The organism is Phenylobacterium hankyongense (assembly GCF_003254505.1).
Lineage (GTDB): Bacteria > Pseudomonadota > Alphaproteobacteria > Caulobacterales > Caulobacteraceae > Phenylobacterium > Phenylobacterium hankyongense.
Genome location: NZ_QFYP01000001.1, coordinates 3,554,915 through 3,576,926, shown reverse-complemented (window position 1 = coordinate 3,576,926; position 22,012 = coordinate 3,554,915). Strand labels below are relative to the sequence as shown.

The window sequence follows — 22,012 nt, the reverse complement described above, 5'->3', positions numbered from 1 at the left end:
CGAGAGGCTACCGGCTCGCGGTCGCCACCGCGTTCGGCCCGGTGAGCCGGGCGGCCTGCAGCTCTTCCCGGGCCGCCTGCAACATCGGCGCGACCTTGGGACTGGCCAGGAACTCCCGCGCCACGATGGTCCCGAGCACATGGCTGGCCTCGGTGTCCGACCCGTAGTGCGCGCCGCAGACTTCGCGGCTGTAGGCGTATTCGGCCGCCCGCGTCAGGATCGCCTGCGACTTCTCGGGCATGAGGTCCGCCAGGACCCCGCCGACCGAATAGGCCAGCGTCGCGTGGCCGCTGGGATAGGAGGTCTTCGGCGCGGCGTTCGGCTTGTAGTCGCAGGCCACGATGCTCGGATCGATCGCCCAGGGCCGGTTGCGCAGGAAATAGCGCTTGGCCATGTTGGCGCTGACCGACTGGTCGTTCTCGACGAGCGCGAGCAGCTTGGCGGTCGCGGGCAGCTTGGCGAGGTCGAACTTGGGGCCGAGCGTGCGCGCGAAGATCATCGAGTCTTCGTGGGCGTCGTCCCATTTCGCCGTCTCGTAGCGCTCCGGCGTGCGGGTGCGATAGATGCGCTGGACCTCGGCCAGGTCGGCCTTCTGGATCGGCGAGCCGTCTTCCGGCGGCGGCGGCAGCAGCCGGCCAGGGTCGACCTGCTCCGGCGTCAGGATCTTCAGCGTCTTCGCCGGCTTGGCCATGGTGGGCGCCGCGGCGGCCACGGGCTGGGCGGCGCTGGCGGCGGCGCCGCAGAGCAGGAGCGCCGCCGTCGCGGCGAACATGGCGGTTCTCGATCGGGTGCGCATCGTCGTGTTCCTCGCGTCCGTGACGGCCGCGTCGAGGGACGGGCGTCGTCAGGTTGATGGGCTCTGCGGGCTCGATCGCGACGGAATCAGTAAGGCTTGAGGTCTTCGTCCCGGTCCCGCCCGCACGACCTCCATCGTCGCGGGCAGGCCGCGGTTCAAATGAAGAAAACACGACAGCGGACGGCGGGATTTGCTGGCTCGGCGCAGCGAGAGGTCTGAAATGTCGAGCGTTTTTCGGTGTCGCGAAGCAATGCTCCGCGGCTGCGATGGCGAATGTTGAGAATTCTCAACCCGCGCGCCGGAGCGGCTGATAAGCGCGTTGGCGGACGCTAGGGAATGCTCGACGGCTAGTGAGCTTCGCGGTCTTGAACCGCGATGGCTCCCCGGGCAGGACTCGAACCTGCGACAAGTCGGTTAACAGCCGACTGCTCTACCAACTGAGCTACCGGGGATCAGGCCGTCGAGGGCCGGGCCTATACGCTGGCCCGGGCAGGCATGCAAGCCGGTGCGGAGCACATGGTCAACCGCTTCTGGCGGCATACGCCCGCACCGGCGAAAAAAGAGCCCGGCGCGAGCGCCGGGCTTTGAAAAGTCGGTGATGGTGGGGTGTCTTCAAGGAAGACAAGCGAGAGACTCGGCCGAGTTGGTAAAGGGCGCGTTAACGTTGGGAGCGGGTTCCAACACCCGCTTAATCCCTTCGCGGCGCGGATCGGCGAACGGCGACCGTCGGGTTCATTGTCGCGCCCGGCTGGACGCCGTCCACGGATCGTCTAGTCACAGGATCTGAGCGGCCGGAGAGTCGGAATGCGCATTCATTTCACCGGGATGGCCGGGGCCGGCATGAGCGCCGTGGCGCTGATGATGCGCGACGCGGGCCACGAGGTCTCCGGGTCCGACGCGGACGTCTTCCCGCCGATGTCGACCTATGTGGAGGGCCTCGGCTTCCCCTTCCACCGCCGATTCGACGCCGCCAACCTGCCGGCCGGCCTCGACGTCCTGGTGCTGGGCGCCAGCGCCAAGCTCGGCGGGGAGGCCAATCCCGAGGTCGCCGAGGCCCGCCGCCGCGGCGTGAAGGTCACCACCTTCCCCGAGCTGGTGGGGGAGGCGACCGCCGGCCGCCTGAACACCGTCGTCGCCGGCTCGTTCGGCAAGTCCACCTGCACCGCCCTGATGGCCCATGTGCTGCGCGAGGCCGGCCACGACGCCGGCTGGATGATCGGCGCCATCTCGCCCTCGCTGCCGGCCACCGGCCACTGGGGCGGCGCGCCCGAAGTGGTGCTGGAGGGCGACGAGTACATCGTGGCCCCCGGCGACCGGCGCTCGAAGTTCGTGCTCTACCACCCGCGCGACGTGCTGCTGACCTCGCTGATCCACGACCACGTCAACGTCTTTACGACCTTCGCCGACTACGAGGCGCCGTTCCACGAGCTGCTGCGGCTGCTGCCCGCCGACGGCCTGCTGGCGGCGCGCGAGCATCCGGCCATCCGCGCCATCGTCGGCGAGGCCGCCAGCCGCGTCGTCTGGTACGACACCGCCCCCTGCGACGGCTGGTATTCCGAGGCCGTGGTGTTCGGCGAGACCACCCGGTTCACGCTGGTGGGGCCGGGCGAGCGCCGGCTGTCGCTGTCCACCTCGCTGCTCGGCGAGCACAACATCGAGAACATCGTCGGCGTCTGCGCCTACCTGCTGGAGCGCGGGCTGGTGGGAGAGGCGGCGCTGGTGCGCGCCATCGCCAGCTTCGCGGGCATCCGCCGACGGCTCGACCGTCTGACGCAGCGCTCGGCCGTTCCGATCATCGAGGGCTTCGGCTCCTCCTACGAGAAGGCGCGCTCGGCCATCGAGGCCCTGCTGCTGCACTATCCGGAGCGGCCCCTGACCGTGGTGTTCGAGCCGCACACCTTCTCCTGGCGCAGCCGCGACGCGCTCGCCTGGTACGACACGGTGTTCGAAGGCGCCGCGCGGGTGCTGATCGTCCCGCCGCCGACCCACGGCGCCGACAGCCACCACCAATCCGCCTTCGAGGAGATCCTCGCCCGCGCGGCTGCGACCGGCATCCCGGTCGAGGGCGTGCGCACCGCCGACGAGGCGACCGAAGCGCTGAGCGGCCTCAGCGGCGGCGAGGTCGTCCTGCTGTTGTCCTCCGGCCCGCTGCTCGGCTTGCCCGACAGCCTGCCCGCGGTGTTCGACGAGCTCTACGCCGAGGCCGTAGCCGCCTGAGCCGCCTCGAACGCCCGCCGCTTGGGACCGGCGTAGCCGAACAGGTAGGCGGCGACCTTGCGCATCTGGATCTCCTCCGAGCCCTCGGTGATCCGGTAGCGGCGGTGGTGGCGGTAGATGTGCTCGAAGGGCTTGTGCCGCGAATAGCCGATGCCGCCGTGCACCTGCATGGCCCGGTCGGCGGCCTCGCAGACCAGCCGGTTCGCCCAGTAATTGCACATGGAGACCTTGTCGGAGATCGTCCGCTCGATCTCCTTGTGCTCCATCCGGTCCATCTGCCAGGCGGTCTTGCGGATCAGCAGGCGCAGCATCTCGGCCTGGGTGGAGAGTTCCACCAGCGGCCACTGGATGGCCTGGTTCTCGGCCAGCGCCTTGCCGAACGGCTTGCGCTCGCGGGCGTACTTCACGCTCTCCTCGATGCAGTAGACCGCGGCCCCCAGCGACGACGCCGCCTGGCGGATGCGGTTCTGGTGCACGAAGCTCTGGCCCAGCCCCAGCCCGCGGTCGATCTGGCCCCAGTAGCTGTCCTCCGGCACCCAGACGTCGGTGAAGCTCACCCGCGGGTGGTCGGTGGGCATGTTGAAGGTCCAGAGGTACTCCTCGACCTTCACCCCGGGGGTGTCGGCCGGGACGATGAAGCAGGTGATGCCGGCGGCGTCGCCGTCCTTGCCGGAGGTGCGGGCGAAGACCATCACGTGGGTCGCCACGTGCATGCCCGTCGTCCACATCTTTTCGCCGCGGATCAGCCAGCCGGGCCGGCCGTCCTTGTCCTGCCGGACGGCGGTGGTCTCCATGAAGGTGGCGTCGGAGCCGTGGTTGGGCTCGGTCAGGCCGAAGCCCGTGCGCATGCCGCCGTTCAGCAGCTTGTCGGCGTCGCGCTCGTACTGGGCGTTGGTGGCGAACTCCTTGAACATCAGCACGAACGGGTTGTTGCCGACGATCGAGTGCTCGTTCTGCAGGTCGTTGTGCAGGCCGAGCCCCTTGGCGGCCAGGTGCTCGCGGATCACCGCCATGGACAGCTGGCTGCCGCCCTTGCCGCCCATCTCCGGCGGCCAGGCGTAGCGGTAGTGGCCGGCTGCGTCGGCCTTGCGGCGGGCGACCGCGAGCAGCTCCTCCCACTCCTTGCGCGGCAGACCCTGGTTGTCCCAGTCGGTGCGGGCGTGTTCGCGCCGGTGGTCGAAGAAGCGGATGTTGTCGTCCTGTTGCTCCAGCGGCCGGATCTCGGCCTCGATGAAGCGGTCAAGCTCGTCGAGGTAGTCGAGGAGGTCCTGCGGCAGGTCGAAGTCCATGGCGTTTCCTCATCTGCTCTTGGGCGGGCTTGACCCCAGGGAGGCATTTACAAGCCGCCGGAACCCCCGCCAGATCACCGACTAGAACATAAAAGGGAGGTTCCGTCGGGTCATGGACGTCGACGTTCCAGAGGCGCTCTCGCGTCTGGCCGTGAGGCTGGCCGGACCGGGCGCGCGCCTGGAGAACGCCCAGCGGCTGACCGGCGGCGCGAGCATGGAGACCTGGGCCTTCGAGGTCGTGCGGGGACATGCGCGCGAGGCCCTGATCCTGCGCCGCCGCGCCGGGGCCTTCGATCCGGAAAGCTCCCGTTCCACCAGCCTGGCGGCGGAGGCCGCGTTGATCCGGGCGGTGGCCGCCCACGGCGCGCCCGCGCCGCCGCTGGTCCACCTGTGCGACGCCGCTGACGGCCTGGGCGAGGCGCACGTCACCCGCCGCGTGGCCGGCGAGACCCTGGGCCGCAAGATCGTCGGCGACCCGCGCTTCGAGGCCGTGCGGCCGAGGCTGGCGCGGCAGTGCGGCGAGATCCTGGCGAGGATCCACGCCACGCCGGCGCCGCCGCAGGCGCAGCTGAAGACCGCCGACGCCCTGGCGGAGCTCGGCCGCTACGAGGAGATCTATCGGGCCAGCGGCGCCGAGCGGCCGGTGCTGGAGCTGGCGTTCCAGCACCTGCGGGCCCATGCGCCGGAGCCGCGGCCGCCGGTGCTGCTGCACGGGGACTTCCGCAACGGCAATCTGATGATCGATGCGGAGAAGGGCGTGGCGGCGGTGCTGGACTGGGAGCTGTCGCACCTGGGCGATCCGGCGGAGGACCTGGGCTGGATCTGCGTCAATTCCTGGCGGTTCGGCCGACCCGACCGGCCGGTGGGCGGGTTCGGCGCCTACGAGGACCTGCTGGCGGGCTACGCCGCGGCGGGCGGCGAACCGATCGCGCTCGCCCGCCTGCGCTACTGGCAGGCGCTGGGGTCGCTGAAGTGGGGCGTCATGTGCCTGATGATGTACGCCAGCTGGGCCACCGGGGCGGCGCCCTCGGTGGAGCGGCCGATGATCGGGCGTAGAGTTTCCGAGACCGAGATCGATCTACTGAACCTGCTGGAGGCGGGCCTGTGATCACCCATCCGAAGCCGGAGGAGCTGACCGAGGCGGTGGCCCGCTGGATCGAGCAGATCCGCCCCGGCCTCGACCCTCGCAACGCCTTCCTGGCGCGCGTGGCGGCCAATGCGCTGGCCGCGGTCGGCCGCGAGCTGGCCCAGGGCGAGGCCGCCAAGGCCGCGGCGGTGGAGCGGCTGTCGGACCTGCTGGGCCATGGCGGCACCTACGAGGGCCTCACCTGGGAGCTTTGCGAGCGCCTGCGCGACGGCGGGATGGACGCGGCCACGCCGGGGCTGCTGGCCGCGCTGCGGGCGAACGTCGTCGACCAGCTGGCCATCGACCAGCCGGGCTATCGGCACGAGGGGGCTTAGGCTGCCAACCGGGCGTCGGCGGCTTCGAACACCCGGATGATCTCCTCCTCGCGGGCGTTCCAGAGGATCGAGACGCCGGCCGCACGGGCCGCCTGGTCGCCGAGCGCGGCCTTTACCTCGGCGTCGCGCAGCCGCCGGGCGCTGAACCGCAGCAAGGTGCGGCCGCCGCCCTGGTCCAGCTCCTCGTCGTGGTAGCGCAGCAGGGCGTCGACCACCGCGCCGGGCAGCGGGGCCGGGGTGAGCGGGCGGGCGGGACGTTTCGCCGTCCTGGGGGCGGCCTTGGGGGCGAAGCTGCGGGGGCGGAACTGGGAGGCCATCGGGCGAAACTCCGTTGCAGGTCGGGTCTGCTTCGGTTCTGATGTCCCGGTGCGACAGAATCGGACGTAGGTTTTATGCGCCATGAAAAAGCCGGTCGGCTGCTGGACCTGGCGCGGCTGTTGGCCAGCACCGCCGAGGGGCTGACCCTGGACGAGATGGCCGAGCGGCTGGGCGTCGGCCGGCGCACCGCCGAGCGGATGCGCGACGCCGTACGCGAGGTGTTCCCGCAGCTCGAAGAGGTGGACGACCCGCCCACTCGGCGCTTCCGCATCCCGTCGGGGCTCGACGGGCTCTTCCAGGCGCCCACCGCCGACGAGCTGGCGGCGTTGCGCGGCGCGGCGGAGATGTTTTCAGCCCAGGGCGCCCAGACCCGGGCCGGCGCCCTCCTGTCGCTGGAGCAGAAGGTGCTCTCGGCGACGCGGGCGGCGGCGCGGCGCAGGCTGGCGCCCGACCTCGAGGCCCTGCTGCAGGCCGAGACCATCGCCGTCCAGGCGGGGCCCCGGCCGTTCGAGGACGAGACGGTGCTGTCGGCGGTGCGCGAGGCGGTGAAGTCGCTGTCGGCGCTGCGCTTCCGCTACGAAGGCGGCTCGACCCCCGGGCGGGTGCGGGAGGTGACGCCGTTCGGCGTGTTGTTCGGGCGCTCGAACTATCTGGTGGCGGCGGAGGACGTGCAGGCCGGGCCGCGCAACTGGCGGCTGGACCGGATCCACGACGTGGAGGTGGTCGATCGCCCCGCCGCCCGGCCCGAGGCCTTCTCGCTGCAGGACTACGCCGACGAGAGCTTCGGCATCTACCACGACGAGGTGCAGGACGTGGTGCTGCGGATCACCCAGGCGGGCGCCGACGAGGCGGTGCGGTGGCGCTTCCACGCCAACCAGAGCGTCGAGCCGCAGGCCGACGGCTCCGTCCTGGTCCGCTTCCGCGCCAGCGGCATGCTGGAGCTCGCCTGGCACCTGTTCACCTGGGGCGACAAGGTGCAGGTGCTGGCCCCGCCTATCCTGCGCGAGACCCTGCTCGAGCAGATCGTGCTGGCCGGGCGCGCGCATACGTCCGGATCTGACGCAGGCGGCGCCTAGAGCTTCTCCTCACCAGACGAGGAGACCGCCATGACCGCCACCGCCGACTACGCCAGCTTCTACGAAACTAAGGTCCGCGGCCGCCGCCGGGGCTTGCGCTACCTTGGCGTGCTCGCGGTCTGGAGCGCGCTGTTCCTGGTGCGCCCGAACCTGGCGCTGACGATCTGGCGCGAACGCTTCACGCCGGTCGACGGCCGGCCATGACCTTGTCGAGGGTGAGCGGATAGTCGCGGATCCGCACGCCGCAGGCGTTGTAGACCGCGTTGGCCACCGCCGCCCCGACCCCGCAGATGCCCAGCTCGCCCAGGCCCTTCGACTTCAGCGGGCTGGCCTTGTCGTCGAGCTCCGGCAGGAAGATCACCTCCAGGTCGGCCACGTCGGCGTTCACCGGCACGTGGTATTCCGCCAGGTCGTGGTTCACGTAGGAGGTGAAGCGGGGATCCATCACCAGCTCCTCGGTGAGCGCCGCGCCCAGCCCCATGGTCATGCCGCCAAGGCACTGGGAGCGGGCGGTCTTCTCGTTGAGGATCCGTCCGGCGGTCACCACGCTGACCATCCGCCGCACGCGAATCTCGCCGGTGTCCATGTCCACCGCGGCCTCCACGAAATGGGCGCCGTAGGACTGCTGGGCGTACTGCTCCGTCAGGTCTCCCGGCTTGAACTCCGCCGCGGCCTCGACGGGCTGCCCGGCGGCCAGCTGCACCAGGGTCTTGGAGACGTTGCCCGCCACCAGCCGGCCGTCCTCCAGCCGCGCCTGGGCCGGATCGACGCCGGCGGCCTGGGCGAGCTTCTCCCGCAGCACCTCGCAGGCGGCGTAGAGGGCCGAGCCGGCGCTGTTGGCCCCGAACGACCCGCCGGACCCGGCGGCGTGGGGAAAGTCCGTGTCGCCCATCAGCACGCTCACCTTGTCGATCGGCAGGCCCAGCATGTCGGCCGCGACCTGGGTCATGATGGTGTAGGTCCCGGTGCCGATGTCGGTCATCGCCATCCGCGCGGTCGCCGTGCCGTCCGGATTGAGCGTGATGCGGCAGCTTGACGGCTGCAGGATGACGTTGCGGGTCGCCGCGGCCATCCCGAGGCCCACCTGCCAGCGGCCGTCGCGGACGTCGCCCGGCCTGGCCTTGCGCCGCTCCCAGCCGATCCGCCGCGCACCTTCGCGCATGCAGGGGATCAGCTGGCGGGTGGAGTAGGGGACGTGCTTCTCCGGGTCCTCCTTCGGCTCGTTGCGGACGCGCAGTTCGATGGGGTCGAGGTCGAGCTTTTCCGCCAGCTCGTCCATGGCGCACTCCAGCGCCAGGAGGCCGACCGCCTCGCCCGGCGCGCGCATCGAGCAGCCCACCGGGATGTCCAGGTGCACCAGCCGGTGGCTCGTGCGCCGGTTGGGCGCGGCGTAGAGGCTGCGCGTCGCCATGGCCGCGGTCTCGTAGAAGGTCTCGTTCGGATTGTTGTCGCACCAGGTGTCGTGGGCGATGGCGGTCAGCCGGCCGTCGCGCTCGGCGCCCAGCTTCAGGCGCTGGAGGGTCTGCGGGCGGTGGCCGGTCATCTCGAACATCTGCGGCCGCGCCAGCACCACCTTCACCGGTCGCCCGCCCAACTTGCGCGAGGCTAGCGCGGCGAGGATGCAGTCCGGCCAGACGTCCAGCTTGCCGCCGAACCCGCCGCCGACGAAGCGGCTGACCATGCGGACGTTCTCCTTGCGCATGTTCAGGGTGGCCGCGACGCTGCCGATCCCGTGCGAGATCATCTGGTGGGAGGTGTGCAGGGTGAGCTTGTCGCCCTCCCAGGCGGCGATGGTGGCGTGCGGCTCCATCATCGCCTGGCTCTGCGGCGGCGTGGTGTAGGTGACGTCGAGCTTCACGGGCGCCGCGGCGAAGGCGGCGTCGACGTCGCCCACGGCGCTGTCCGGCTCGCGCTCCTCCGGCTTGATCGCCTGGGCGAGGTGCGGTTTCAGCTCCGAGGCCGGCGGGGTGCGGTCGTAGACCGGCTGGATCAGCCGCGAGGCCGACCGCGCCTGCTCGAAGGTCTCGGCGACGACCAGCGCCACCGGCTGGCCGTAGTGGTCGATGCGGGGGTCCGCGAGCTGCGGCACCGCCTTCTTGGCGGCGATCGGGCCGTCCGGGCTGCGCTTGCCCTGGCCCTGCGGCGGACTGGCGTTCTTGTAGGTCAGCACCGCCAGGACGCCCGGCGCGCGCTCGGCCGCCGCGGTGTCGATGGCGGCGATGCGGCCCTTGGCGATGGCCGACGGCAGGACGTAGCCGTAGGCGACCTTGCCCTGGCCGGCGTACTCCGCGGCGTAGGTCGCCCGGCCGGTGACCTTCAGCCGGCCGTCCACCCGGTCGATGGGCTTGCCGAGGACCGGATTGCGGCGGTGGTCGAGCGGGGTGTCGGGGATCGGAGCCTTGAATTCCATCGCCGGCTCCTAGGCCTGGGCCGCTTGGGACAGCACCGCCGCCAGCGTCTGGCGGGTCAGCGGGATCTTGAAGTCGTTGGAGCCGAAGCCCTTCGCCCCCTCCAGCACGCGGTCGGCCGCGGCGTTGGCGGCGGCGGACGCGGGGTGTCCGGCCAGCGCCTGCTCGGCGGCCTCCACCCGCCACGGCTTGTGCGCCAGGCCGCCGAACGCCAGGCGGCCGCCGCGGATCTCGCCGCCGCGGGTGTCGACCACGGCGGCGACCGAGACCAGGGCGAAGGCGTAGGAAGCCCGGTCGCGGACCTTGCGATAGATCTGCACGCCCGGCGGCGGCGGGGGCAGGGTGACGTGGGTGATCAGCTCGCCGGCGCTCAGGGTGGTGTCCCGTTCGGGATGGTCGCCGGGCAGGCGGTGGAGCTCGGCGATCGGGATCGCGCGGCGACCCTCGGCGGACACCGTCTCGACGGTGGCGTCCAGCGCCCGCATGGCGACGGCCATGTCGGAGGGGTGGGTGGCGATGCACTTGGGACTGGTCCCGACCACCGCCAGGATGCGGTTGAAGCCGTCGAGCGCCGAGCAGCCGGAGCCGGGGTCACGTTTGTTGCAGGGCTTGGCGGGGTCGTAGAAGTAGTAGCAGCGGGTCCGCTGCAGCAGGTTGCCGCCGGTGGTGGCCTTGTTGCGCAGCTGGCCGGACGCCCCCGCCAGCAGCGCCCGCGACAGCACGCCGTAGCGCGTCCGCACGCGCGGATCCCAGGCCAGGTCGCTGTTGCGCACCTGGGCGCCGATGCGCAGCCCGCCGTCGGGCGTCTCCTCGATCCTGTCGAGCCCCAGGTGGTTGACGTCGACCAGATGGCTCGGGGTCTCGATCTCCAGCTTCATCAGGTCGAGCAGGTTGGTGCCGCCGCCGATGTACTTGGCGTTGGGATGGCCGGCCGCGGCCTTGACCGCGCCCTCAGGCGTCTCCGCCCGTTCGTAGCTGAAGGCCCTCATGCCAGGCCTCCCGCCTGCTTGATGGCGGCGACGATGTTCGGGTAGGCGGCGCAGCGGCAGATGTTGCCGCTCATCCGCTCGCGGATCTCGTGGTCGTCCAGCGCCGCCGCCGCGGCGAGGTCGGCGGTCACGTAGCTGGGCACGCCGGGCGCGGACTCCGCCAGCATGCCGACCGCCGAGCAGATCTGGCCCGGCGTGCAGTAGCCGCACTGGAAGCCGTCGTGTTCGAGGAAGGCGGCCTGCATCGGATGCAGGTGGTCGGGATCGCCGAGCCCCTCGATGGTGGTGACCTCGTCGCCCTCGTGCATCACCGCCAGCGACAGGCAGGCGTTGATGCGCCGCCCGTTCACCAGCACCGTGCAGGCGCCGCACTGGCCGTGGTCGCAACCCTTCTTCGAGCCGGTCAGTTCCAGGTGCTCGCGCAGCGCATCCAGCAGGCTGGTGCGGGTGTCGAGCGTCAGGCTGCGCTCCTGGCCGTTGACCTTCAGGCGGATCGTCGCGGTCTCAGGCGTTCGGGCCTGCGGCGCGGCGGTGGCGTCGCCAAGCCCCAGGACGGCCGTTGCGCCAAGCGCTGCGCCTGCGTGCATTGCGGTTCTCCTTGAGACGGGCAGGAATCCCGTCAGCTCCTCGGAAGCGGGCATCGGGCGCTCCAAGGGACACGGAAGACGATCCCGGCGCTTCAGGGGGCGGATATCGACTGTCCGGAAACGCCCAGGCGCGCGCCGCGATCCGGCGATGCAGCATGGAAAATCGTCTTGAGCTCGCCGCCGCCTTCCCGTCATCTGGGACCGGAGCGGGGGTTGACCACATGAAGATGCGTGCGTTCGCGACGCTGATGGCGGGAGTGTTCCTGATGGCTGCGGCGCCGGCGCCGACCGACGATCCCAACGCCTACCTGGAGGAGATCAACGGCGCCCGTGCGCTCGACTTCGCCAAGGCGGAGAACGCCCGATCCCTGCCGCAGCTGCAGAACGATCCGCGCTATGCCGGCTTCTATGCCGACGCCCTGAAGATCGCCACCGCCACCGACCGCATTCCGGCGGTGGGCTTCGCCGGGACGGGCGAGCTGCGCGACTTCTGGCAGGACGCGACCCATGTGCGTGGGATCTGGCGCACCACGACCCTGGCCAGCTACCGCAGCGGCGAGCCGCAGTTCCGCACCCTCATCGACCTCGACGCGCTCGCCAGGTCCGAGAAAGCCAACTGGGTCTGGCACGGGGCGACCTGCCTGGCGCCCGAAGACCGGCTCTGCCTGGTGGAGCTGTCGGACGGCGGCAAGGACGCCGCTTCGGTGCGCGAGTTCGACACCGTCACCGGCCAGTTTGTCACCGGCGGCTTCAGCCTGCCCGAAGCCAAGTCCAACTACGCCTGGCTCGACCGCGACACCCTGATCCTCGGCACCGAGTGGGCCAAGGGCGAGGTGACCGAGTCCGGCTATCCCTACGTGGTCAAGCGGCTGAAGCGCGGCCAGCCGCTGTCGTCGGCCACGGAGCTGTTCCGCGGCGACGTCAAGGACGTGTCGGTCGCACCGACGGTCCTGCGCGACCCCTCCGGCCAGGTCCAGGCGGTGCTGATCGAGCGGGCGACCGACTTCTTCAACACCGAGCATCACCTGCTCACCGCCAACGGCGTGGTGAAGCTGGACCTGCCGACCAAGTCCACCGTGCAGGGCTTCGTGGACGGGCGCCTGGTGGTCAGCCTGGAGGAGGACTGGACGGCCAAGGGGTTCAAACAGGGCGACCTGATCGACTTCGACCTCGCCGCCGTGAAGGCCCACCCCGCCCAGCTGGCGGCCTCCCTGGTGCTGCGGCCGACGCAGAGCCAGGCGATCGAGCAGGTGGCCACCACCCGCAGCCGGCTGGTCGTGGCGCTCTACGACAACGTCAAAGGCCAGGTGCTGAGTTTCCGGCGCGGCCCCCAGGGCTGGACGTCGACCCGCCTCGACCTGCCGAAGGACTCCTCGATCGGCATCAGCTCCGCCTCCGACCACGACGACCGCATGCTGATCGGCGTGACCAGCTTCCTGGAGCCCTCCAGCCAGTGGCTGGCCGACGCCACCGCCGGCAAGCCGGAGCTCCTGAAGACCACGCCGGCCCGGTTCGACGCCTCCCGGGACGTGGTCGAGCAGTTCTGGGCGACGTCGAAGGACGGGACCAAGGTTCCGTACTTCGTGGTCCGGCCGAAGGACCTGAAGCTGGACGGCCAGGCGCCGACCTTGCTCTACGCCTACGGCGGCTTCCAGGTCAGCCAGACCCCGTCGTACGCGGCGACGGTGGGCAAGCTGTGGCTGGAGCGCGGCGGGGTCTACGTCATCGCCAACATCCGCGGCGGCGGCGAGTTCGGGCCGCGCTGGCACAACGCCGGCCTGAAGCTGAACCGCATGCGGGTCTATGACGACTTCTTCGCCGTCAGCCGCGACCTGATCGACCGCAAGATCACCAACCCGAAGAAGCTCGGCATCATGGGCGGGTCGAACGGCGGCCTCCTGATGGGCGTGGCCCTGACTCAGCACCCGGAGCTCTACAACGCCGTGGTGGTGCAGGTGCCGCTGTTCGACATGATCGGCTACACCCACATCGGGGCCGGCGCCTCCTGGGTCGGCGAGTACGGCGACCCGGCGATCCCGGCCGAGCGGGCGGTGATCGAGACCTATTCGCCCTACCAGCGCCTGAAGGCGGGGCAGCCCTATCCGAAGGTGCTGATCGAGACCTCCACCAAGGACGACCGGGTGCATCCGGCGCACGCGCGCAAGGCCGCCGCGCGCCTGAAGGAGCTCGGCTACGACTTCCTCTATTACGAGAACATCGACGGCGGCCACGCGGCGGCGGCCAACCTCAACGAACGGGCGATGCGCCAGGCGTTGGAGTACACCTACCTCTCGCAGCGGCTGATGGACTGACGCCTAGCGGCCGTAGATCCGGTCGAGCACCCGGGCGACGTCCACCAGCCGCTGGGCGGCGGGATCGAAGCGCTCGCCGGCCGCCAGGCGCCGGGCCCAGTCGGCGGCGGCGCGGCCGCCCCACGCGTCCGGTGGCGAGGCCAGGGTTTCGCGCGCCGTGCCGCGGTAGCGCTCGGCGGTGAAGTCGTAGAACGAGCCGCCGAGGTTCTTCAGCGCCGCCCCACCTTCCGTGCCGTAGAAGCTGGCGGAGATCACCGCGTCGCACCCGGCCTGCAGCCGCCACGAGCAGGCGAGCCGCACCACGGCGCCGGTCGCCAGCTCCAGGGTGGCGACGGCGTAGTCCTCGACCGTGTCGGACCGGCCGGCCAGCGGTTCGCCGCCGGCGAACAGCTTGCCGGCAGCCTCGTTTACCTGCGGGAAATCGAGCGCCCAGAGCGCCAGGTCCACCAGGTGCACGCCCAGGTCCATCACGCAGCCGCCGCCGGCGAGAGCAGGGTCGTAGAACCACGGCTTGTCCGGGCCGTAGGCGTTGTGGAAGACCAGGTCGACGGCATGGACGCGGCCCAGCTCGCCGGCCGCCAGCAGTTCGCGGATCTGCCGCATGCCCTCGGTGAAGCGATAGGAGAGGTCGATGCACAGCAACCGGTCGGCCGCCCGCGCGGCGTCGACCACCGCCTGGGCCTCGTCGGCCGTGCGGCCGAGCGGCTTCTGGCAGAACACCGCCGCGCCCCAGGCCAGGGCGCGGATCGCCTGTTCGGCGTGCAGGGCGCTGGGGCTGGCGATCGCCACGCCGTCGACGCCGCTGTCGAGGAGGTCGTCGAGTGTGCCGACCAGGGCGGCGCCGGGCGCGAGCCTGCCCGCCTCCGCGGCCATCTCGACGGAGGGATCGGCGATGGCGGCGACCTCGACCGCGCCAGCTTCCAGGATCGCCTCCAGGCGATGGCGGCCGATCCAACCGACGCCGAGGAAGCCCACGCGGGGGCGGGCGACGACGCGGCCTTGCGCCGGCTTGCCGGCCGGCGCCTCGCTCACGGGATCACCAGCGCCTTGAGGAAGCCGTCGGGGCGGTCCCGGGTGGCGTTCAGCGCCTCGTCCAGCCGCTCCAGCGGATAGATGTGGGTGTAGAGGCTGCTGGGGTCGAGCCGGCCGGAGGCGACCGCCCCGATCGCCTCGCGGACGCCGTCGGCATAGGCCTTGGGATCGCGCTCATGGGCGTTGATCACGTCGAGCCCGCGCCAGTTCCACAGCTGCATGTTGACCTGCCGCGGCCCGTCCTGGTGATAGCCGGCGACGATCAGCCTGCCGCGCTCCCGGGTCAGCTCGGCGGCGAGGTCCAGCGGCCACTGCTTGCCGACCGCCTCGATCACCCGGTCACAGAAGACGCCGCCGGTGAGCGCCTTCACCCGCGCGATGATGGCGTTGTGGTCGTCCATGGGGACCACCTCGGCCGCGCCCATCCGGCGCGCGACGTCCAGGGCGAATTCGCGCCGCGAGATGGCGATCACCCGTGCGCCGGCCTCGGTCGCCAGCCGGGTGAGGATCGCGCCCAGGAAGCCGATGCCGACGATGGCCACCGTCTGGCCGGCGCGGATCTCGCTGCGGCGGAAGATGTTCATGGCGCAGCCCAGCGGCTCGCCGGGGAAGGGCTGGCCGGCGAGCGCGTCGGGCAGGGGGATGGCCGCCTCGGCGTCGACAAGGTCGTACTCGGCGTAGCTGCTGTAGGAGAGGGCGGCCACCCGATCGCCGACCGCCAGGTCTCCGACACCGTCGCCCACCGCGTCGATGACGCCCCAGCCCTCGTGGCCGAGCGCGCCGGGCTCGGTGGGGAACCGCATCCACTCCGGGCCTTCCCAGGGCGTCAGGTTGGACGCGCAGACCCCGCAGCCTTCCAGCCGCACCCGGACCTGGCCGGCCCCCGGCGCCGGCCGTGCGACCCTGTCGGTCCGGATCTGACCCGGCCCGAAGAGCACCGCGGCCCGCATGGCGTCAGCGCCGGCGAAGGCCCCATCCATCCTGGCATTCCCAAAGCCGCGCGCCTTGCGGCGCCCGCGTTCTCACACCCGGCGCCAGAACCTGATCTGCCGAGCTTTGTTCCGGCCGCGGCGGCGGCGGGTGGTTGCGAATGTCGGGGAAAGCGGAGGGCCTGGCCGAGAACATCGCCCTGAGAGGTAGGAGTCCCAGCCAGGAATCGAACCTGGGTGCCCCCACAGGAGCAGCCAGGGATAGAACCCGGTGCTCCTGAGGGAGACTGCGGGGTTGCCGCCCGCTGCATAACCACTCTGCCACTGGGACGTAGGGCTACTGTAGAGACGGCCAATGAGGGCCGGACCCCTACCTTCCAGCTTCAGGGCCGGCCGGGGCGTCTCCCGGCTGCGCAGCGCCAGCGGATTGCGGCCGTTGAAAACCCTCGGGATTTAACTTGCGGCGCGGACGCGACGGGCCGACAGCCAGAAGGGCTGGGGCAGGGCGGCTAACCACCGGATTTTACGCGGGGGAGGGTTGGAGGCCTGACCGAGAATCGAACTCGGGTGCACGGATTTGCAGTCCGCTGCGTAACCACTCCGCCATCAGGCCGCCGAAGGGCCGGATGACTAACAAAAGGTCCTGCTCGCGGCAATCTCTCTCCGCACACGCGCCGATTGCCTAAGGCCGCGGCGCGGACCTATAAGCCGCCGACGCTTCCTTCCATCCAGAGGACCTGATGGCTGACCTCGCCGCCGCCCGATTGAACATGGTGGAAAGCCAGGTGCGCACCGCCGACGTCACCGACGTGCGCATCCACGACGCCATGCGGGAGATCGCCCGGGAGCGGTTCGTCCCGGACCGGGTCTACATGGCCTACGCCGACATGGAAGTGGCCTACGAGCCCGGCCGCTGGCTGCTGAAGCCGCGGGACGTGGGCAAGCTGCTGCAGGCGCTCCGGCCCATGCCGGGCGAGCGCGCGTTGGCCATCGCCGCGCCCTACGCGGCCGCGGTGATCGAGGCCATCGGCCTGCCGGTCACCCGCCTGGACGGCGAAGACCTAACCGCCCTGGGCGACGAGACCTACGACCTGATCGTCTGCGAAGGCGCGGTGGCCCGCGCGCCGCAGGCCTGGCGCGATGCGCTGGCGCTCGGCGGCCGGCTGGGCGTGGTGGAGCGGGACGGTCCGGTGGGCCGGGCCTGCCTCTATGTCCGCGCCGAGGACGGCGTCGGACGTCGCGAGCTCTTCGACGCCACGCCGCCGGTCATGCCGGGGTTCGAGGCGCAACACGGTTTCGCCCTATAGGACTGATTAGAAACGCCGCCGGAAATTAATGTCTCGGTGACAAAAGCTTAAGCAGAAGGCCACTTGGTCTGGGCGGCATGCCCCGGCATATAGGGTCCAAATCTTTTCTGACCTCGGGGATCAGGTATGTCGAAGAGCTTTCGCGGACGGTTGCTCGCCGCGATCTTCAGCGGGGGAGTCGCCGTCGTCGCAGCCGCGCCGGCCTGCGCCGAAACCCTCGCCGACGCCATTGCGCTGGCCTACGATTCCAACCCCACCCTGCAGGCGCAGCGCGCCACCCAGCGGGCGCTGGACGAGAACTACGTGCAGGCGCGGTCCGGATGGCGCCCGACGCTGACGTTCCAGACGCAGGCGGCTTACCAGGAGATCCGCACCCCGCGCGCGGCTCTGACCCAGTTTGGCCAGCGGACGATCGGAGAGGCGAACTTCGGGGTCGCGGTGCTGTCGTTCTCGCAGCCGATCTGGACCGGCGGCCGGGTGGCGGCGGCGGTTTCCGCGGCCACCGGCGACATCCTCCAGGGCAGGGAGAACCTGCGGCGGGTCGAGGGCCAGGTGCTCGGATCCGTGATCCAGGCCTATGTGGACGTGCGCCGCGACCAGCAGGCGCTGGACGTCCACCAGCAGGACCGGGAGGTCCTGCGCAAGCAGCTCGAAGAATCCCAGGCCCGGTTCGACGTGGGCGAGATCACCCGCACCGACGTCGCCCTGTCGCAGGCGCGGCTCGCGGCCTCCCAGGCGCAGCTCCAGAGCGCTCAGGCGCAGCTGGCGGTCAGCCGGGCGACCTACGCCGCCCTGGTCGGGCACAACCCCGGCGATCTCGCGCCCGAGCCGTCGCTGGCCTATCTGATGCCCGGCAACGTCGACGACGCCTTCACCATCGCCGAGCAGAACAATCCGACGCTGCGCGCCCAGCAGTACGCCGAGGCGGCGAGCCGCGCGCGGGTGGCGGGCGCCCGGGCGGAGCGGATGCCAAGCCTTTCCGGGTCGAGCAGCCTGAGCTTCAACAACGGCCCCGTGGCGCCCTTCAACCAGGGTCGCTACAACACCGAAGTGCAGGCGGCGGTGACGCTGACGGTGCCGCTGTTCAACGGCGGGCTCACCACCTCGCGCATCCGCCAGGCCATCGAGCGCAACAACTCCGACCGGATCACCATCGAGACCCAGCGCCGCAGCGTCCTGCAGACGCTCACCCAGTCGTGGAACCAGTTGATCGCCGACCGGGCCAACATCGCCTCGACCGCCGAGCAGGTGCGCGCCACGCTCATCGCCGCCGAGGGCACGCGCCAGGAGCAGCAGGTCGGCCTGCGCACCACCCTCGACGTCCTGAACGCCGAACAGGAGCTGCGCGCCGCGCAGCTCAACCAGATCAGCGCCAGCCACGACGAGTACGTGGCCTCCGCCACGGTGCTGCTGACCATGGGCCGGCTGGAAGCCCGCGACCTGATCCCGACGCAGCCGCAGTACGACGCCAAGGCCAATTTCCGCCGGCTGCGGCTGACCTGGGGCTGGGTGCCGTGGGAAGAGCCGATCTCCATCATCGACCGGGTCGTCACCGCCGCGCCGGCGCCGGTTCCCAGGGACCGGCCGGTCGAGGCGCCGATCGCGCCAGGGCTGCAACCGCCGCCCGCGCCGCCGGCCCCCGCGCCCCGGCCTTAAGGGTCCGCCGGCGACGACTCGCGTGGCGGGCGAATCCGCCGCGCGTATAAAGCGGCGCCGGAAATTGCAGGATCGCTGCGGCAGGCCTAGGCTAGGCCAACGGATTCTCCCTTTCACTCGGCGGTCAGCCCATGTCCGAACAGACTTCGCAAGAACCGACGATGGAGGAGATCCTCGCCTCCATCCGCCGCATCATCTCCGAAGACGATGCGCCGCCGGCCGCTGCAGACGAGACCTCGCCGCAGGTTGACGAGCCGCCGGCCCCCGTCGAGGCCGAGGCCGCGGCTGAGCCGGAGGCGGCCGAAGAGCCCGAATCGCCTCCGCCGCCCGCGCCGGAGCCGGAGCCGGTGCAGGCCGCCGCCGAGCCGATCGAAGAGGACGACGACGCCCTGGAGCTGACCGAGAAGGTCGAAACCCACGGCGATCTCGACGTCTACACGCCCAGCGCGCCGGCCGCCGTCGCGCCTGCGCCCGTGTCCGCACCGGCTGCGCCCGCGGCCCGCGCGGTGGAAGCCCTGGTGAGCGAGCGCGCCGCGACGGCTGCGGCCTCGTCCTTCGGGCAGTTGTCCGCGGCGATGCTGATGCCGGAGCACGGCCGCACGCTGGAGGACGTGGTGCGCGAACTCCTGCGGCCGCTGCTGCAGCAGTGGCTCGACGACAACCTGCCGGTGATCGTCCAGCAGGCGGTGGAATCCGAAGTCGAACGCATCGCCCGCGGCCGAGTACGCTAACCCTCGCGGCTCATCCCCGCGAAAGCGGGGACCCCGGTGCTTTTGTGCTACTGAGCCTGTCGCTCGCAGGCCGTCGCCAGCCATCCCGCTGAAAACGGAAAAAGCCTGGGTCCCTGCTTCCGTGGGGGCGAGCGGACTTGTATTGGACCGGCCCAGCCAGAATTTCGGACATGCTCGACAAGACCTTCGATCCCAAGACCGTCGAACCGCGCCTCTACGCCGCCTGGGAGGCGTCGGGCGGCTTTGCGCCCATCGACGACCCGGCCGCCGAGCCGTTCTCCATCGTCATCCCGCCGCCGAACGTCACCGGCTCCCTGCACATCGGCCACGCGCTGAACAACACCCTGCAGGACGTGCTGATCCGCTTCGAGCGGATGCGCGGCAAGGCGGCGCTGTGGCTGCCCGGCACCGACCACGCCGGCATCGCCACCCAGATGGTCGTCGAGCGCCAGCTGGCCGAGCAGGGCAATCACAGCCGTCGCGACCTGGGCCGCGAGGCCTTCGTGGCCAAGGTCTGGGAGTGGAAGGCCAAGTCCGGCGGCCAGATCGTCAACCAGCTGCGCCGCCTGGGCGCCTCCTGCGACTGGAGCCGCGAGCGGTTCACCCTCGACGAGGGCCTCTCGGCGGCGGTTCGCAAGGTCTTTGTGACCCTTTACAAGGAAAAGCTCATCTACCGCGACAAGCGGCTGGTGAACTGGGACCCGCACTTCCAGACGGCGATCTCCGACCTGGAGGTCGAGCAGCGCGAGGTCGACGGCCACTACTGGCACTTCGCCTATCCGCTGGAGGACGGCTCCGGCGAGATCGTGGTCGCCACCACGCGGCCGGAGACCATGCTCGCCGACACCGCGGTCGCCGTGCACCCCAAGGACGAGCGCTACAAGGACCTGATCGGCCGCGCCGTGCGGCTGCCGATCGTGGGTCGACCGGTGCCGATCATCGCCGACGAGTACGCCGATCCGGAAAAGGGCTCCGGCGCGGTGAAGATCACCCCGGCGCACGACTTCAACGACTTCATGGTCGGCAAGCGCAACAACCTGCCGATGATCAACGTCTTCGACGACTTCGCGCGGATCAACGACAACGCCCCGCCCGAGTACCGCGGCCTCGACCGGTTCGCGGCCCGCAAGAAGGTGGTCGCGCAGTTCGAAGAGCTTGGCCTGCTGCGCGGGATCGAGAAGACCCGCCATATGGTCCCACATGGCGACCGCTCCGGCGTCGTGGTCGAGCCTTACCTGACCGACCAATGGTATGTGAATGCCGAGGAGCTGGCGAAGCCCGCCATCAAGGCGGTCGAGGATGACGCCACCGTCTTCGTCCCCAAGCACTGGGAGAAGACCTATTTCGAGTGGATGCGGAACATCCAGCCCTGGTGCATCTCGCGCCAGCTGTGGTGGGGTCACCGCATCCCGGCCTGGTTCGGGCCGGACGGCCGGATCTTCGTCGCCGAGACCGAGGAAGCCGCCAAGGCCGAGGCGCGCGAGCACTACGGCCACGACGAAGTCCTGCGCCAGGACGAGGACGTCCTCGACACCTGGTTCTCCTCGGCGCTGTGGCCGTTCTCGACGCTCGGCTGGCCGGACGAGACCGACGACCTGCGCCGGTTCTACCCGACCCACACCCTGATCACCGGTTTCGACATCATCTTCTTCTGGGTCGCCCGGATGATGATGCAGGGCATCCACTTCATGGGCGAGGTCCCCTTCAAGCGCGTCTTCATCAACGCCCTGGTGCGCGACGCCGAGGGGAAGAAGATGTCCAAGTCCAAGGGCAACGTCCTGGACCCCCTGGAGCTGGTGGACGAGTTCGGCGCGGATGCGCTGCGCTTCACGCTGACGGCGATGTCCGGGGCGGCGCGCGACATCAAGCTGTCGCGCGAGCGGATCGAGGGCTACCGCAACTTCGGCACCAAGCTGTGGAACGCCACCCGCTTCACCCAGATGAACGGCTGCGCCCGGGCGGAGGGCTTCGACCCGGCGCAGGTCAAGGTCCCGCTGAACCGCTGGATCGTCGGCGAGACCACCCGCACGGCCCAGGCGGTGACCGCGGCCCTGGCCGACTGCGGCTTCGACGAGGCCGCCAACGGCCTCTACCGCTTCATCTGGCGCCAGTACTGCGACTGGTACGTCGAACTCGCCAAGCCGCTGCTCGGCAAGCCCGACGAGCCGCCGGCCGACCTAGAGGCCCAGGCCGAGACCCAGGCGACCGCCGCCTGGGCGTTGGACGTGATCCTCAAGCTGCTGCACCCGGTGATGCCGTTCGTCACCGAGGAGCTGTGGGCCCAGACCGCCGACCTCGGCGCGGCCCGCGGCTACCAGGGCCTGCTGATGACCGCGCGCTGGCCGGACCTGCCGTCGAGCCTGATCGACCCGGTCGCCGACGCCGAGATCGGGCTGATCATCGAGACGATCTCCGAAGGCCGCTCCGTGCGCGAAGGCCTGCGGGTGCCCAATTCGGCCCGGCCGCCGCTGCTGGTGGCCGAGGCGACGCCCGCCCAGGCCCAGGTGCTGAAGTCCAGCGCGCCGCTGATCGCCCAGCTCCTGCGGGTGTCGGAGATCCGCTTCGTCGACGCCGTGCCGGAGGGCGCGATCCCCTACGTGGTGGAGGGCGCGACGCTGGCCCTGCCGGTGGCGGAGTTCATCGACCTGACGGCCGAACGCGCCCGCCTGTCGAAGGAGGTCGCCACCCTGGCGTCCGACATCGACCGCACCGCCAAGAAGCTCGCCAACGCCGACTTCGTGGCCCGCGCCCCGGACGAGGTGGTGGAGGAGAACCGCGAGCGGCTGGCGGAGGCGGAGACCGCCAAGGCCAAGCTCGAAAGCGCCCTGGCGCGGCTCGGCGCGGTGGCCTGAACGGGGACCGCGCCCGCTGCGGCGATTGCTGCCGGCGGGGCGGGGATCGGGT

Annotated in this window: 18 protein-coding genes and 3 tRNA genes; 10 read left to right on the top strand and 11 right to left on the bottom strand. The window is 70.8% G+C overall.

All coding sequences use genetic code 11. The features are described 5' to 3' along the window. Positions 1–7: 7 nt before the first annotated feature. Both DJ021_RS17150 and DJ021_RS17145 read right to left on the bottom strand, forming a co-directional pair. Positions 8–796 (bottom strand): acid phosphatase, encoded by a 789-nt coding sequence (locus DJ021_RS17150; RefSeq protein ID WP_133255052.1) that lies wholly within the window; start codon positions 794–796, stop codon positions 8–10. Positions 797–1,172: 376 nt separating this feature from the next. Then, a tRNA-Asn gene (locus DJ021_RS17145) sits at positions 1,173–1,248 on the bottom strand. A gap of 352 nt (positions 1,249–1,600) precedes the next feature. Here DJ021_RS17145 and DJ021_RS17140 point away from each other — a divergent pair. After that, a complete protein-coding gene (locus DJ021_RS17140; RefSeq protein WP_111458694.1) occupies positions 1,601–3,013 on the top strand; it encodes a Mur ligase domain-containing protein in 1,413 nt (470 codons plus the stop codon). On the opposite strand, the gene DJ021_RS17135 is transcribed toward DJ021_RS17140, so the two are convergent. Then, the gene (locus DJ021_RS17135) at positions 2,989–4,302 is read right to left on the bottom strand and encodes an acyl-CoA dehydrogenase family protein (protein WP_111458693.1); all 1,314 of its coding nucleotides are present in this window, start codon (positions 4,300–4,302) and stop codon (positions 2,989–2,991) included. The two genes, DJ021_RS17140 and DJ021_RS17135, sit on opposite strands and share 25 nt — an antisense overlap. 112 nt (positions 4,303–4,414) lie before the next feature. Between DJ021_RS17135 and DJ021_RS17130 the strand changes: the two genes are divergently transcribed. Both DJ021_RS17130 and DJ021_RS17125 read left to right on the top strand, forming a co-directional pair. Further along, entirely contained in the window at positions 4,415–5,410 is a 996-nt protein-coding gene (locus tag DJ021_RS17130) for a phosphotransferase family protein (RefSeq protein WP_111458692.1), read from the top strand. Next, complete coding sequence (locus DJ021_RS17125) at positions 5,407–5,763, top strand: DUF6285 domain-containing protein (RefSeq protein ID WP_111458691.1); 357 nt, start codon at positions 5,407–5,409, stop codon at positions 5,761–5,763. The genes DJ021_RS17130 and DJ021_RS17125 overlap by 4 nt, the downstream gene beginning before the upstream one ends. Here the strand turns inward: DJ021_RS17125 and DJ021_RS17120 are convergent. Beyond that, positions 5,760–6,080: a hypothetical protein gene (locus DJ021_RS17120; protein WP_111458690.1), complete on the bottom strand. Its 321-nt coding sequence runs from the start codon at positions 6,078–6,080 to the stop codon at positions 5,760–5,762. The two genes, DJ021_RS17125 and DJ021_RS17120, sit on opposite strands and share 4 nt — an antisense overlap. Before the next feature lie 75 nt (positions 6,081–6,155). Between DJ021_RS17120 and DJ021_RS17115 the strand changes: the two genes are divergently transcribed. Together DJ021_RS17115 and DJ021_RS19015 are read left to right on the top strand one after the other, a co-directional pair. Then, positions 6,156–7,157, top strand: a complete 1,002-nt coding sequence (locus DJ021_RS17115; RefSeq protein ID WP_111458689.1) for a helix-turn-helix transcriptional regulator — start codon at positions 6,156–6,158, stop codon at positions 7,155–7,157. Positions 7,158–7,187: 30 nt separating this feature from the next. Continuing rightward, positions 7,188–7,361 (top strand): hypothetical protein, encoded by a 174-nt coding sequence (locus DJ021_RS19015; RefSeq protein WP_165837252.1) that lies wholly within the window; start codon positions 7,188–7,190, stop codon positions 7,359–7,361. Here DJ021_RS19015 and DJ021_RS17110 read toward each other — a convergent pair. From DJ021_RS17110 to paoA, 3 genes are read right to left on the bottom strand one after another with little or no spacing between them, the layout of a single operon-like run. After that, positions 7,336–9,567 (bottom strand): xanthine dehydrogenase family protein molybdopterin-binding subunit, encoded by a 2,232-nt coding sequence (locus tag DJ021_RS17110; protein WP_111458688.1) that lies wholly within the window; start codon positions 9,565–9,567, stop codon positions 7,336–7,338. The genes DJ021_RS19015 and DJ021_RS17110 overlap by 26 nt on opposite strands. Before the next feature lie 9 nt (positions 9,568–9,576). After that, positions 9,577–10,554 (bottom strand): FAD binding domain-containing protein, encoded by a 978-nt coding sequence (locus DJ021_RS17105; protein ID WP_111458687.1) that lies wholly within the window; start codon positions 10,552–10,554, stop codon positions 9,577–9,579. Beyond that, positions 10,551–11,195 (bottom strand): aldehyde dehydrogenase iron-sulfur subunit PaoA, encoded by a 645-nt coding sequence (gene paoA, locus DJ021_RS17100; protein ID WP_111458686.1) that lies wholly within the window; start codon positions 11,193–11,195, stop codon positions 10,551–10,553. The genes DJ021_RS17105 and paoA overlap by 4 nt, the downstream gene beginning before the upstream one ends. Positions 11,196–11,362: 167 nt before the next feature. On the opposite strand from paoA, the gene DJ021_RS17095 reads away from it, so the two are divergent. Continuing rightward, positions 11,363–13,453, top strand: a complete 2,091-nt coding sequence (locus DJ021_RS17095; protein WP_111458685.1) for a prolyl oligopeptidase family serine peptidase — start codon at positions 11,363–11,365, stop codon at positions 13,451–13,453. A gap of 3 nt (positions 13,454–13,456) precedes the next feature. Here DJ021_RS17095 and DJ021_RS17090 read toward each other — a convergent pair whose 3' ends face one another. The 4 genes from DJ021_RS17090 to DJ021_RS17080 all read right to left on the bottom strand — a co-directional run bounded on the left by DJ021_RS17090 (position 13,457) and on the right by DJ021_RS17080 (position 16,027). Further along, entirely contained in the window at positions 13,457–14,485 is a 1,029-nt protein-coding gene (locus DJ021_RS17090; protein ID WP_111458684.1) for a Gfo/Idh/MocA family protein, read from the bottom strand. Then, complete coding sequence (locus tag DJ021_RS17085) at positions 14,482–15,465, bottom strand: MDR/zinc-dependent alcohol dehydrogenase-like family protein (RefSeq protein ID WP_111458683.1); 984 nt, start codon at positions 15,463–15,465, stop codon at positions 14,482–14,484. The genes DJ021_RS17090 and DJ021_RS17085 overlap by 4 nt, the downstream gene beginning before the upstream one ends. Positions 15,466–15,626: 161 nt before the next feature. Further along, positions 15,627–15,745: transfer RNA gene (locus DJ021_RS19010), tRNA-Cys, on the bottom strand. A 208-nt stretch (positions 15,746–15,953) separates the two neighbouring features. After that, positions 15,954–16,027: transfer RNA gene (locus DJ021_RS17080), tRNA-Cys, on the bottom strand. 124 nt (positions 16,028–16,151) lie between these two features. On the opposite strand from DJ021_RS17080, the gene DJ021_RS17075 reads away from it, so the two are divergent. From DJ021_RS17075 to DJ021_RS17060, 4 genes are all read left to right on the top strand, one after another. After that, a complete protein-coding gene (locus tag DJ021_RS17075) occupies positions 16,152–16,721 on the top strand; it encodes a protein-L-isoaspartate O-methyltransferase family protein (protein WP_111458682.1) in 570 nt (189 codons plus the stop codon). 126 nt (positions 16,722–16,847) lie between these two features. Continuing rightward, the gene (locus DJ021_RS17070) at positions 16,848–18,377 is read left to right on the top strand and encodes a TolC family outer membrane protein (RefSeq protein ID WP_111458681.1); all 1,530 of its coding nucleotides are present in this window, start codon (positions 16,848–16,850) and stop codon (positions 18,375–18,377) included. Positions 18,378–18,508: 131 nt separating this feature from the next. Then, entirely contained in the window at positions 18,509–19,108 is a 600-nt protein-coding gene (locus DJ021_RS17065) for a DUF2497 domain-containing protein (protein ID WP_111458680.1), read from the top strand. 170 nt (positions 19,109–19,278) lie between these two features. After that, on the top strand, positions 19,279–21,960 hold the full coding sequence (locus DJ021_RS17060; protein ID WP_111458679.1) for a valine--tRNA ligase: 2,682 nt from the start codon (positions 19,279–19,281) through the stop codon (positions 21,958–21,960). Positions 21,961–22,012 lie beyond the last annotated feature (52 nt).

Bases quoted from the DNA above. Each gene is read 5' to 3' on its own strand.
- DJ021_RS17065 (WP_111458680.1), top strand. From the start codon at position 18,509: ATGTCCGAACAGACTTCGCAAGAACCGACGATGGAGGAGATCCTCGCC.
- DJ021_RS17110 (WP_111458688.1), bottom strand. From the start codon at position 9,567: ATGGAATTCAAGGCTCCGATCCCCGACACCCCGCTCGACCACCGCCGC.
- DJ021_RS17095 (WP_111458685.1), top strand. From the start codon at position 11,363: ATGAAGATGCGTGCGTTCGCGACGCTGATGGCGGGAGTGTTCCTGATG.
- DJ021_RS17115 (WP_111458689.1), top strand. From the start codon at position 6,156: ATGCGCCATGAAAAAGCCGGTCGGCTGCTGGACCTGGCGCGGCTGTTG.
- DJ021_RS19015 (WP_165837252.1), top strand. From the start codon at position 7,188: ATGACCGCCACCGCCGACTACGCCAGCTTCTACGAAACTAAGGTCCGC.
- DJ021_RS17120 (WP_111458690.1), bottom strand. From the start codon at position 6,080: ATGGCCTCCCAGTTCCGCCCCCGCAGCTTCGCCCCCAAGGCCGCCCCC.
- DJ021_RS17130 (WP_111458692.1), top strand. From the start codon at position 4,415: ATGGACGTCGACGTTCCAGAGGCGCTCTCGCGTCTGGCCGTGAGGCTG.
- DJ021_RS17060 (WP_111458679.1), top strand. From the start codon at position 19,279: ATGCTCGACAAGACCTTCGATCCCAAGACCGTCGAACCGCGCCTCTAC.
- DJ021_RS17135 (WP_111458693.1), bottom strand. From the start codon at position 4,302: ATGGACTTCGACCTGCCGCAGGACCTCCTCGACTACCTCGACGAGCTT.
- DJ021_RS17070 (WP_111458681.1), top strand. From the start codon at position 16,848: ATGTCGAAGAGCTTTCGCGGACGGTTGCTCGCCGCGATCTTCAGCGGG.
- DJ021_RS17105 (WP_111458687.1), bottom strand. From the start codon at position 10,554: ATGAGGGCCTTCAGCTACGAACGGGCGGAGACGCCTGAGGGCGCGGTC.
- DJ021_RS17150 (WP_133255052.1), bottom strand. From the start codon at position 796: ATGCGCACCCGATCGAGAACCGCCATGTTCGCCGCGACGGCGGCGCTC.
- paoA (WP_111458686.1), bottom strand. From the start codon at position 11,195: ATGCCCGCTTCCGAGGAGCTGACGGGATTCCTGCCCGTCTCAAGGAGA.
- DJ021_RS17085 (WP_111458683.1), bottom strand. From the start codon at position 15,465: ATGGATGGGGCCTTCGCCGGCGCTGACGCCATGCGGGCCGCGGTGCTC.
- DJ021_RS17140 (WP_111458694.1), top strand. From the start codon at position 1,601: ATGCGCATTCATTTCACCGGGATGGCCGGGGCCGGCATGAGCGCCGTG.